The sequence below is a fragment of the Lentzea albidocapillata subsp. violacea genome, assembly GCF_900100275.1.
GTDB classification, from domain to species: domain Bacteria; phylum Actinomycetota; class Actinomycetes; order Mycobacteriales; family Pseudonocardiaceae; genus Lentzea; species Lentzea violacea.
Map to the genome: position 1 here is coordinate 163,771 of NZ_FNET01000004.1, position 11,784 is coordinate 175,554.

Genomic DNA, 11,784 nt, shown 5'->3' on the forward strand with positions numbered 1-11,784 from the left:
CCACTTCGGACAGCGAGATCGGCCCGGGCACCGCACCATGGGCGGGTGGAGGAGCTCACGGCGGCGTTGACGGAGCTGGAGGCGCCGTTCCGCACGCTCGTCGACGACTCGGAGTGGGCGCACGCGAGCGTGGAGGGCCTGGTCCTCGACCTCGGCACCTGGTGGTCCGCCGACGCCCGGACCAGGCTGCAGCCGCAGGTGACGTTCAGCGACGCCTTCAGCGAGGCAAGCCGCCACAACGGCGGAACGTACGTCGAGGGGTACGTCTGGACGGACGGGCTGGCCGTCGCGGCCGCGTGGTGCGGGCTCAGCGGCGCGGTCGTCTACGGGCCTCGGGCCGAGGCCTATCTCGGCGTGGGGCTGTCACCGCACTTCTGCCGCCGGATCCAGCAGCGCAACGGCACGGCCGCGGTGCTCATGAGCAAGCACCCCAGGCTGTTGCCGTTGCTGCGGGACGGGCTACCGCGTGGCGCGGTGGTGCCCGGTGGCAGGCCGGGCCCCCGTTCACTCGGCGCCTAGCGCCGCGAACCTCTCGTCCGCCTCTTTCCGGTGCCGGTCCGCCTCGGCGGGATCCGCGACCGCGCGGGCGAGGTGCTTGTGCGCGTTCGCGGCCTCACGCCGGTCGTCGATGCGTTCGGCCAGTTCCAACGCCTCACGCAACGGCGCGATGGCCTCGGCAGGACGTCCGGCCGCTGTCAGCACCTCACCGAGATAGTTGAGCACCACGGTCTCCGTCGTCACGTCGCCGATCGCGCGCACGGCGGCCAACGCCGATTCCAGCGCCTCCAACGCTTCGGCGTGCCTGCCCATGGCGTGCAGGATCATGCCCAGCGCGCTCCGGGTGTCCGCCTCGTCGCGGCGGCTGCCCATCTCCCGCATCAACGCGAGCGCCGACGTGCACGCCTGCAGCGCCTCGTCGTACCGGCCCAGCGCGCTGTAGATGTTGCTGACGTTGCTCATCGCCTGCGACTCGAGGTGCCGGTCGCCGAGCTGACGTGCCACGGTGATGGCCTGTTCGAGCAGTTCAGCGGCCTCGGCGTGCCGGCCGAGGGTCCGGTAGACCAGCGAGAGGTTGTTCAGCGTGCCCGCGACGCCCTGCAGGTCGCCCAGCTCGCGGAGCATCTCGATCGCGCGCTCGTTGTAGTGGATGGCCGTCGGGTACTGCGCGGTCTGCCAGAACACCATCGCGTAGTTCTTCGTGGTGATCGCGAGCGCCACCGGCTCGTCCTTCGCGGCCTCCAGCGCCAGTTCGTTGATCGTGGCCCAGTCACGCGTGTGGCCGCGCACCATGCAGAAGAACGTCAACGCGCGCGCGAGCTGCCACGTGTGTGTGCGCCAGTCACCGTCGAGCGACAGTGCCACGGCGGCCACGAGCGTCTGGCGTTCGGTCTCCAGCCACTCGACCGCGTGGTCGTAGTCGCGCAGCACGAGCCGCGACTCCGGCCGGTAGGTGATGTCGACCTCGTACTTGCGCGCGGCGGGCGACATCAGCCGCGTCGCCTGGTTCGCCGTGTCCAGGAAGTGGTCGAGCAGCCTGGTCAGCGGCGCTCGGGTGCTGTCCACCCTGGACTGCGCGTACTGCCGGAGCAGGTCGTGCATCCGGTACCGGCCGAGCGTCGCGGACTCCAGCAGGTGCACGTCGACAAGGTCTTCGAGCATCCCGTCGGTCTCCAGCAGGTCGAGATCGCCCAGCGCGGCGGCCTGGTGGACGTCGAGGTCGGTGCCGTGGTGCAGGCCCAGCAGGCCGAAGAGCCGCTGGTGGGCGGCGGGGAGCTGACTGAACGACAACGCGAAGACCGCGTCCAGTTCGGATAATCGTCCCTCGCGCAGCCGCGTCGCGAGGTGGGCGGTGGTCCAGGTGGGACGGCTGCGGAGCCGTCCGGCGGCCAGGCGCACGGCCAGCGGCAGCCGTCCGCACAGCGCCACGACCTCGCGGGCCGCGGCGTCGGTGCCGCGCTCGTCGCCGACGATCGTGGCGAACAGCTGCAACGCCTCCGCCTCGGACAGCACGTCCAGCGTGAGCGTCGAGGTGCCCTCCAGCTCGACCAGCCGCGCACGGGACGTGACCAGCACCAGCGAGCCCGGCACGCCCGGCAGCAGCGGACGGACCTGGTCGGCGCTCACCGCGTTGTCGAGCACGACCAGCAACCTGCGCCGGGACAGCTCGGCCCGCCACATGGCGGCCCGTTCGTCCAGGCCGACCGGGATCTCCTCCAGGCCGAGCGCGCGCAACAGCACGTCGAGCGCGTCTGTCGGTTCCACGGGCGCACGGCCCGCAGTGTGCGCGTGCAGGTCGATGAACAGCTGACCGTCCGGATACTCCAGACGGTGCGCCAGGTGCACGGCGAGCGTCGTCTTGCCCACGCCCGGCATGCCGTCGATCGCGGAGATCACGACGGCTGATCTGCCGGTGACCGCCCTGGTCAGCCGGTCCATCTCGGCGGTGCGGCCGGTGAAGTCCGCGACGTCGCGGGGCAGTGTGTTCAGGGCCGGTCGCGGCTGGTCGCCGCGCAGCAGCCGGGCGTGCAGTTCGCGCAGTTCGCCGCCCGGATCGGTGCCGAGTTCGTCGGCGAGCAGCACCCGCACGTCGTCGAACACCCGCAGCGCCTCGGCCGGCCGGTTGGCCCGCTGCAGCGCGTGCATGAGCTGCAGCCACAGCTGTTCCCGCAACGGGAACTGCTTCGTCAGCCGTCGCAACTCGGGGATCAGCCGCTCGCCCTGACCGAGCTCGATCGACAGCCGCGCGTGCTGCTCGGCGACGGTGAGCCGGCGTTCCTGCAGCAGCGTGAGCTCGGCTTCGAGCCGCGGCCCCACGGTGAGGCCGTCCAGCGCCGGGCCACGCCACAGCGCCAGCGCTTCCGCGTACTTGCCGACCGCCGCCCGGTGATCGCCCCGCTTCAACGCCTCGTCGCCGGCCGCGCACAGCTCTGCGAAGACGCCGACGTCGACCTCTCCGTCCGGCACCTTGAGCCGGTATCCACCTGGAACGGTGACGAGGTCGTCCAGCACGAGCTTGCGCAGGGCGGCGACATAGGTTCGGATGTTCGATTCAGGAGCCGCGGGTGGAGATTCCCACACCGCCTCGCTCAGGTGTTCAAAACTGACCGTCTGGTTGGCGTGCAGTGCCAACGCCGCGAGCAACGCCCTTTGCCGGGGCCCGCCCAGCCGCAGTTCCACGCCCCCACGCCAAATCTGCAGCGGCCCAAGAAGCCGATACCGCACTAGCCCTCCTCGGGGGGCATGGTGCCAGAACTCGGGGGTGCTGTGCGGAATTTGTGCGGACGATCTTGGAAACTGGGCGCACGCCGCCGTGACGAGGGGGAACGAAGATGGACCTGAGCAGATCATGGTCCGGCCAGGCAGCCTAGGATGGCCGGATGACCGAGACGGCGAAGCGACGTCCCGGCCCCCGGATCGAAGAGGTCGCGCGGGTCGCCGGAGTGTCCAAGTCGACCGTCTCGCGCGTGATCAACGACGAGCAGTACGTCAGCGCGAAGGCCAGGGAGGCCGTCCACGCCGCCATCGCGCAGCTGGGCTACTCCCCCAACCAGGCCGCGCGCTCCCTCGCCGGCAACCGGGCCAACGCCATCGCCCTGGTCGTCTCGGAACCGACCGGCCGCGTGCTGTCCGACCCGTTCTTCGCGGGTGTGCTGCGGGGCATCCACTCCGAACTCGCCGGCCGCCACATGCAGCTGCTGCTGATGATGAGCCAGCCGGCCGACACCGGTGACCTCGTCACCTACCTGAGCAGCGGGCACGTCGACGGCGCGTTGCTGGTCAGCCTGCACGGCGACGACCCGCTGGTGCCGATGCTCGCCGAGATCGGCCTGCCCGTGGTGTCCGGCGGGCGGCCACTGGGCACCACGGTCCCGTTCGTCGACGCCGACAACTTCACCGGCGCCCTGGAGGCCGCGCGGCACCTGGCGTCGCTGGGCCGCAAGCGCATCGCCACCGTCGCCGGCCCGAAGGACATGGCCGTCGGCGCCGATCGCCTGAGCGGGTTCAAGCGCGGCCTGAGCGAGGCCAGGCTCTCCGCGGACCTGGTGGAGCACGGCGACTTCACGCCGGAGAGCGGTGCGAAGGCCATGGAACTGTTGCTGCGCAAGGCTCCCGATCTCGACGCGGTGTTCGTGGCCGCGGACATCATGGCGCTGGGGGCGTTGCAGGTGCTGCACGCACAGGGCAAACGTGTGCCCGAGGACGTCGCCGTGGTCGGGTTCGACGACTCGGTGTTCGCCGCGACCGCCACGCCGCCGCTGACGACGATCCGGCAGGACGTCGAGGAACTCGGGCGCACGATGACGTGGCGGCTGCTCGCGGAACTGGCGGGCGAGCAGGGCCTGCCCCCGTCGCTGCTGCTGCCCACCTCGCTCGTGGTGCGTTCCAGCGCCTGATCAGGTCGCCCGAAGGGGACTTACATCGGCGATCGTCGACCGTCCGTGACGAATCGACCCGATTTTCACCCGTTCAGCACAACTCCGAGGCACTGTCGGTAACACCGCGAGCAGGTTCTCGATGGTGAGGCGTACAAGCCCACCTCCGAGGGAGTTGCGACAGTGATCGAGAACTCGGCCGCCGGTCTGGTCATGGTTCCCGGCGACGTGACGGTGACCGTCACCGGCGAACAGCACCACCAGGACGTGCTGTCGCGGTACGCGGTTCCGGACGGCGTGACGCGGCACGTCGCCGTGAACCTGACGTGGTGCGTGATCGCCGCCGGCAAGCACCGCGGTCTGCGCGGCATCGAGGTGCGACTCGACGGGTACCGCGTGGGCGAGCTGACTTTCCTGATGTCGCAACGGTATGCGCCCGTGCTGATGCACGTGGAGTCCGGCGGCGGCGCGACCGGCTGCGCCGCGTTCGTCCAGCGCGGCGGCAACGGACTGCTGCAGATCTCGCTGCGCATGCCGCGCGAGATCCCCCGTGCCGCGGTCGTGCCGGCGGCGCGCAGGCCGGGGATGGCGCCGGTGGCCATCGGCGTGGCCGGCCTGCTCGGGATCTTCTTCGTGATCGGCATCGTGGGAGCCGCGCTCAGCGGCCCAACTGACGTGAACAACGCAGCGGCAGGGCTCTCCACCACAACCGCCGCACCTACTACGACGACGACCGTCGCACCGCTGACCAGCACCACCACCACGACGACCACCACGACGACGACTACGACCACCACTCCCCCGGCCGCCCCGCAGCCGAAGCCCCAACCCCAGCCCCAGCCTCAGCCCAACCCGCAGCCGAAGCCGCAGCCGATTCCCCAGCCCGCGCCGAAGCCCGCGTGCGACCCGAACTACGGCGGCTGCGTACCGATCGCGACCGACGTGGACTGCGCCGGCGGCAGCGGCAACGGGCCCGCCTACGCGGCAGGCCCGATCCGGGTCATCGGCACCGACATCTACAGCCTGGACCACGACAAGGACGGCACCGCCTGCGAGTGACGTCAGCTTCCCTGTTCCCCGAGTGGAAGCGAGGGCGTCGCCGAGGTCGGTGCGCGCGTAGACGACGCTGCGGCCGTGCCGTTGCGAAGCCAGCAGCCCGGCGTCGCGCAACGCCCGCAGGTGCTGGTTCACCGCCGAGGCCGTGACGCCCGTGAGACGCGCGATGTCCGTGGACGAACGCGGTTGTGCCAGTTCGGCCAGCAGATCCGCGCGCACCTGACCAAGGACACCGGCGAGAGCCGCGGGCCCACGGCTGCGGCCCTTCTCCCACACCGTGCCGGCGCCACGGGCCGAGTAGATGAGCAAACGGCGGTGCGCCAGGGTGGACGCGGTGATCGCGGCCGGTGCGGGCCTGGACGAGTTCGACCTGGCGTGCCTGCCGGTGCTCGTGGAGGAGGCGGGCGGCCGCGTGACGGTGGTCGAGGAGGACGTCGTGCTGGCCACCAACGGTGTCCTGCACGACGCCTTCCTCGCCCTCCTGGTCGCGCGTCCTGGTGTCGAACCAGGCACCCCAGGCTTATGAGGCCTGGGTGATCGCCGGATCCCGCGCGCTGGAGTGACCGACCGGACTCGCACCGGCTTCGACCAGGACCACAACCTGGTGCCTCGACTGCTTCGGCTTCGGTCACGGCTGCCCGTCGAGGACTCGAACCTCGATCTCCGCGTTCAGAGCGCGGTGTCCGTGCCAATTGGACCAACGGGCATCAAAAAAGCCGCCTCGTCGCTGAGTGCGACGGGACGGCTCCCCGGAGACATGAGTCAGCTCATGCCGAGGAGCACCAGACGTGCTGATGGCGCATGTGTTGCATCACGGCTGGCTCCTTCCTCCGGTTCGTCGAGATCCACTCTGACGGATGGCGTGGCGCGCTTGCAACGCATTATTCGAGGTTGCAAAAGTTTGCAGACCTGGAGGCTCCTCTCCAGTAATCCTCAAGCCGACTTGCGGAAAACTTTTGCAACGTCTTTCCTGGACCGCTGACACACTCCATCGGAAGGCAGGGACATGTCCCACGACTGGTGGCGCCACGCCGTCATCTACCAGGTCTACGTGCGCAGCTTCGCCGACTCGGACGGCGACGGTGTCGGCGACCTGCCCGGCATCCGCTCGCGCCTGCCCTACCTGCGCGACCTGGGTGTCGACGCGGTCTGGATCACGCCGTTCTACTCGTCGCCGATGGCGGACGGCGGCTACGACGTCGCGGACTACCGCGCGGTCGACCCGCAGTTCGGCGGACTCGACGACGTGCGCGCGTTGGTGGACGACGCGCACACGCTCGGTATCCGGGTGATCGTCGACATCGTGCCGAACCACACCTCCGACCAGCACGCGTGGTTCCAGGAGGCGCTGGCCGGACGTGGCCGTGAGCGCTACATGTTCCGCGAGGGCGCCGGGGACCAGCCGCCCAACGACTGGGAGTCGGTCTTCGGCGGTCCGGCGTGGACGCGGGTGGCCGACGGGTCCTGGTACCTGCACCTGTTCGCGCCGGAGCAGCCGGACCTGAACTGGGAGCTGCCCGAGGTCCGCGCGGAGTTCCTCGACGTGCTGCGGTTCTGGCTCGACCTGGGCGTCGACGGGTTCCGGGTGGACGTGGCGCACGGGATGATCAAGGCGCCGGGGCTGCCCGACATCGGCCACGCCGACCAGCTCAAGCTGCTGGGCACGGAGTCGTTGCCGTTCTTCGACCAGGACGGTGTGCACGAGATCCACCGCGAGTGGCGTGCGGTCGTGGACTCGTATCCAGGCGAGCGCGTGCTCGTCGCGGAGGCGTGGACGCCCTCGGCCGAGCGGACGGCGATGTACCTGCGTCCCGACGAGATGCACCAGGCGTTCAACTTCCACTACCTCTCCGCCGAGTGGACCTTCGACGCGGTGCGGTCGGTCATCGACTCGTCGCTGGCGGCCGTCGAACCCGTTGGGGCGCCCACCACTTGGGTGCTGTCGAACCATGACGTGCAACGGCACGTGACGCGGTACGGCGGCGGTGAGACCGGTCTGCGCCGTGCGCGCGCCGCGCTGGCGTTGATGCTGGCGTTGCCGGGATCGGTGTACTTGTACCAGGGCGAGGAACTCGGGCTGCCCGAGGTGCTGGACCTGCCGGACGAGGTGCTGCAGGACCCGATGTGGGAACGGTCGGGCCACACCGAACGCGGTCGTGACGGGTGCCGCGTCCCGTTGCCGTGGGCGGCTTCCGGGCCGTCGCTCGGGTTCGGCACCGGCGGGTCGTGGTTGCCGCAGCCCGCGGACTGGGCGAAGCTCAGCGTGGAGGCCCAGACGGGCGACCAGGATTCGATGCTGTCCTTCTACCGCAACGCTTTGCGTGTGCGCCGCGAGAACCCGGCGCTGGGTGCCGGACTCACCTGGGTCGACGGCCCGGCCGGCGTGCTGTGGTTCGAACGGGACGGGGTCGCGTGCGCCGTGAACCTGTCCGGAACGGTCGTGGAACTGCCGGATCCGGGCTCGGTCCTGCTGGCCTCGTCGTACTACGGAGTGCGCGACGGGCTGGTGCTCCTCCCGCCGGACACCGCCCTGTGGTGGAAGCTCTGACCAGCGACTTCACTTGATCGACAAAAACTGTCAGACCCCCTGAGTACGTTCCGTGGACATCGGTTCCGGATCGAGCTCAGGGGGTTTTTCAGTGCGCGGGAACGGTTGATCAGCGTCCAACGTCAGAGCGGCTCGGCGCGGTCGGCGCCACCGGCTTCGGATCGGCAGCAGGGAGCAGTCAGTGCGCAGGTGGGAGCTCGTCTCGGGGACCGCGGCGAAGTTCTGGGAGATCAGCCAGGCCGGTGCCGTGGTCACCGTCCGGTTCGGACGACTGGACACGCACGGCCAGACCCAGACCAAGGAGCTGGCGACCGCGGAGGCGGCGCAGGCGCACGTCACGAAACTGGTGGCGGAGAAGGAGAAGAAGGGTTACCGCGCAGTCGCGTCCGCCGAGACGGTGGCACCTGGGCACCGGTCCGCCGACACGGTCGCCGCCACCGTCACGACGCAGCCCGCCGCCGACCAGCCGGAGACCGCCTCTTCCGCCGTGGCTGCCCTTTCCCCTGCCGAGAAGCCCGTCGTCGCCGACGAGGACACCTGGGTGATGCCCAAGGTGTGGCTGCGCGACGTGGTGCGGCAGCGCGGCTTCCACCCCGCCCCGGAGTTCACCGTCGACACCGGCCTGGCCGAGGACGCCAGGCAGCGGATCGGCCAGCAGACGGACACCACGATCGAGCGGGTCCTGTCCGAGCCCGCCTCCGACCCCGATCTCGTCCACGCCGCGCGCGAGCACCTGGCCGGTCGGCCGAATCCGGCCGGGGCAGCGGCGATCGCGGCGATCCTCACCAGCGGTGAGCAGTCCGTGCACGCCTGGATCGCCGATCACGGCCTGGTGTTCGCGACGGAGGCCACCGCCGAGTTCATGCGACTGCTCTGCGGCCGGGAGTGGCTGTCGCAGCAGTACGCCTACGGCAACGAGCGTCTGGCATCGCGCGGTGGGTCCGTCCGCATCACCATCGGCAGTGTCGAATGCAAGATGCTCACGGCGGTCCGGTACGCGCTCGCGATCGCGGAGGACGCCGAGCGCGGCGCCGCGGAAGCCGTGCTGAGCAGGCTGGGTGAGGTCAACGAGCCCAACTCGAAGCTGGTGCGGGCGTTCCTGATGCCGGGCAGGCCCGACTGGTTCCAGCAGGCGTGCCAGACGCCGCACACGGGCACCCGCTGGTGGGTCCTCCACTGCAGTGCCAGCACGTACGCGGAGTTCGAGTCCGCGCCGTCCTCGGTGTCCAGCCACTCGGCCGTCCTGCACACGGCGCTGTACGTGCTGGGTCCGGCGATCGCGCCGTTGCTCGCGAACGCGCTCGACCAGCAGTACCAGCGTGCGGACATCCGCAAGCAGGTGCTGAAGACCCTCTCCGTGCTGCCGACCGACGAGGCGTTCGCCGTGCTGCTCGACCGGTTCGACACGAAGTACGTGCGTCCGGCGGTGCTGTCCATGATGGCGGCGTTCCCGGTACGGGCGGCCCGGCTGCTCGGCGAACGCTCCGCCCGCGACGACGAGTTCCGCCGGTTGCTCAGCGCGCACCTGAAGACGTACCCGTACCTGGAAGCACCCGCCGGCTTCGTCGAGGTCGAAACGGCGGAGGTGCCGGAAGCGCCCGCGGAGGCGTTGCCGCCGGTGCTGGCCTCGCCGCCGTGGCTGCACCGGAAGCCCGCGGTGAAGCCGGCGGTGGTGCCGGACCTCCCGATGCCCAGCGCGTCGATCACGTGGCAGCCGGGTGAGCGGGAGGAGTGGCTGAAGGACGGCCACTGGGACACCAACCTCTACAAGACCTGGCAGCACTGGCTGGCGGAGTACCAGGCGGGCCGGATCGGGTACCGCATGGCCGATCTGCTCATCGGGGCACCCGCGGACGAGGTCCGGCACCTCCTGGCGGACTGGCAGCCGAAACTGGGCTGGAGCGCGGAGTCGGCCGGCAAGCGGCTGGCCGCGAAGTTCGCCTTCGACGCGCTGCCTCCCCTGCTGCGCATCGCGGAGAGGAACTCGGCGGCGGCGGTCATCCTGCTGCCGTTCGCGACGCCCGAGGTGGCCGCGCTGATGGCGGACTGGCTGGTGCGGCTCAAGCAGGTGCGCAAGACCGCGCTGAGCTGGCTCGCCCGGCACCGGGAGCAGGCCGCCCGCCTCCTCGTCCCCGCCGCCCTGGGCAAGCCCGGCGCCGAGCGGCGCAACGCCGAGATCGCGATCCGCCACCTGCACGGACTCGGCGTGGACGTGGTGGCGCTCGCCCCGAGCCCGGCCGCGGCCACCGCCCTCGAGTCCTTCCTGGCCGTCGACCCGGTCGACGTGCTGCCCGCCAGGCTGCCCGTGATCGGCGAGTGGGCGGACACCCGCCTGCTGCCCCAGGTCCTGCTGCGCGACCGAAGGCAGGCCCTGTCCGCCGAAGCCGCGAGCCATCTGCTGATGACGGCCGCGCTGTCCAAGCCGGGCGACATCTACGCCGGCCTGCCGATCGCCCGCGAGGCGCTCGACGAGGACTCGCTGGCGGAGTTCGCGTGGGCGGTCTTCCAGCGCTGGCAGGAGGTCGGCGCGCCGTCGAAGGAAAGCTGGGCGCTGACCGCGCTCGGCTGGTTCGGCAACGACTCGACGGTGCGCGCGCTGTCGCCGTTGATCCGCGTCTGGCCGGGCGAGAGCCAGCACGCCAGGGCGGTCACGGGTCTCGACGTGCTGGCCGACATCGGCACCGAGGTCGCGCTGTCCCACCTCAACAGCATCGCCGAGAAGGTGAAGTTCAAGGGCCTCAAGACGAAGGCCCAGGAGAAGGTCGCCCAGATCGCGGCCGAACTCGGCCTGTCCCGCGACCAGCTCGCAGACCGCCTCGTGCCACGCCTGGGCCTCGACGACGCGGCGAGCCTGGTGATCGACTACGGTCCGCGCCGGTTCACCGTCGGCTTCGACGAACAGCTCAAGCCCTACGTCCTCGACCCGGACGGCAAGCGCCGCAAGGACCTCCCGAAACCCGGCGCGAAGGACGACCAGGACCGGGCCCCGCTGGAGCACAAGCGGTTCGCAGCCTTGAAGAAGGACGTCCGTGCCGTAGCGTCCGACCAGATCCACCGCCTCGAACGAGCAATGGTCGACCAGCGCACCTGGACCGCCGAGGAGTTCCACACGGTCCTAGCCAACCACCCGCTGCTGTGGCACATCGTCCGCCGCCTGGTGTGGATCACCGCCGCCGGCCAGTCCTTCCGCCTGGCCGAAGACCGCACGCTCGCCGACTCCGGCGACGACGAGTTCACACTCCCCGAGAACGCCACCGTCCGTGTGGCCCACCCGGCAGACCTCCAGGCGGAACTGGAGGCATGGGGCGAGGTCTTCGCCGACTACGAGATCCTCCAGCCGTTCCCGCAACTGGGCCGCCCGCTGCACCTGGTACCTGCAGGCGAGGACCTCCTGCCCCACCTGAAGAAGTACTGCGACGTGGACCTCCCCGTCGGCAAGATCCTCAGCCTCACCAAGAAGGGCTGGATCCGCGGCGAACCCCAGGACGGCGGCGTGGAGTGCTGGATCACCCGCCCGCTGCCCTCCGGAGGCGCCTTGGTCGCGTCGCTGGACCCCGGCATCGCGGTGGGCGCGATTGACATCTTCCCCGAGGTCAAGCTCACCGAACTGTGGTTCTCCGCCAACGGGCACGGCTACTGGTCCTCCCAGCGCAACGCGGCGAGCACCTTCACCACCGACGCCGTCACGGCGTCGGAAGTGCTGTCCGAACTGGAGTCACTGCAGTAGTGAGCCCAGGGGGTCTGATCTGCTCTTCAGGCTGACCCGCAAGAACTGTCAGACCCCCTGAGTAACGTCCAGTGCACATC

6 protein-coding genes, 2 tRNA genes and 1 pseudogene are annotated in these 11,784 nt (G+C 70.3%); 5 read left to right on the forward strand and 4 right to left on the reverse strand.

Going from position 1 to position 11,784, the window contains the following annotated elements:
* The first annotated feature begins 45 nt into the window (after nucleotides 1-45).
* Nucleotides 46-519 carry a hypothetical protein gene (locus tag BLR21_RS11275; RefSeq protein ID WP_090005782.1) on the forward strand — a complete coding sequence of 158 codons (474 nt, stop codon included), beginning with the start codon at nucleotides 46-48 and terminating at the stop codon, nucleotides 517-519.
* Here BLR21_RS11275 and BLR21_RS11280 read toward each other — a convergent pair.
* A complete protein-coding gene (locus BLR21_RS11280; protein ID WP_176929587.1) occupies nucleotides 505-3,177 on the reverse strand; it encodes an AfsR/SARP family transcriptional regulator in 2,673 nt (890 codons plus the stop codon). The genes BLR21_RS11275 and BLR21_RS11280 overlap by 15 nt on opposite strands.
* Before the next feature lie 200 nt (nucleotides 3,178-3,377).
* On the opposite strand from BLR21_RS11280, the gene BLR21_RS11285 reads away from it, so the two are divergent.
* A complete protein-coding gene (locus BLR21_RS11285) occupies nucleotides 3,378-4,394 on the forward strand; it encodes a LacI family DNA-binding transcriptional regulator (protein WP_090005784.1) in 1,017 nt (338 codons plus the stop codon).
* Between the two features lie 162 nt (nucleotides 4,395-4,556).
* Nucleotides 4,557-5,432, forward strand: a complete 876-nt coding sequence (locus BLR21_RS43695; protein ID WP_256334629.1) for a hypothetical protein — start codon at nucleotides 4,557-4,559, stop codon at nucleotides 5,430-5,432.
* Nucleotides 5,433-5,528: 96 nt separating this feature from the next.
* Here the strand turns inward: BLR21_RS43695 and BLR21_RS44670 are convergent.
* The 3 genes and pseudogenes from BLR21_RS44670 to BLR21_RS11310 all read right to left on the reverse strand — a co-directional run.
* Nucleotides 5,529-5,942, reverse strand: a pseudogene (locus BLR21_RS44670) (ArsR/SmtB family transcription factor); the annotation flags it as partial.
* A tRNA-Ile gene (locus BLR21_RS42395) sits at nucleotides 5,912-5,983 on the reverse strand. The pseudogene BLR21_RS44670 and the gene BLR21_RS42395, both read right to left, overlap by 31 nt.
* 80 nt (nucleotides 5,984-6,063) lie before the next feature.
* Nucleotides 6,064-6,136, reverse strand: a tRNA-Gln gene (locus BLR21_RS11310).
* Between the two features lie 299 nt (nucleotides 6,137-6,435).
* Between BLR21_RS11310 and BLR21_RS11315 the strand changes: the two genes are divergently transcribed.
* Together BLR21_RS11315 and BLR21_RS11320 are read left to right on the forward strand one after the other, a co-directional pair.
* A complete protein-coding gene (locus BLR21_RS11315; protein WP_090005786.1) occupies nucleotides 6,436-7,977 on the forward strand; it encodes a glycoside hydrolase family 13 protein in 1,542 nt (513 codons plus the stop codon).
* A 181-nt stretch (nucleotides 7,978-8,158) separates the two neighbouring features.
* A complete protein-coding gene (locus BLR21_RS11320; RefSeq protein ID WP_090005787.1) occupies nucleotides 8,159-11,704 on the forward strand; it encodes a WGR and DUF4132 domain-containing protein in 3,546 nt (1,181 codons plus the stop codon).
* Nucleotides 11,705-11,784: the final 80 nt, after the last annotated feature.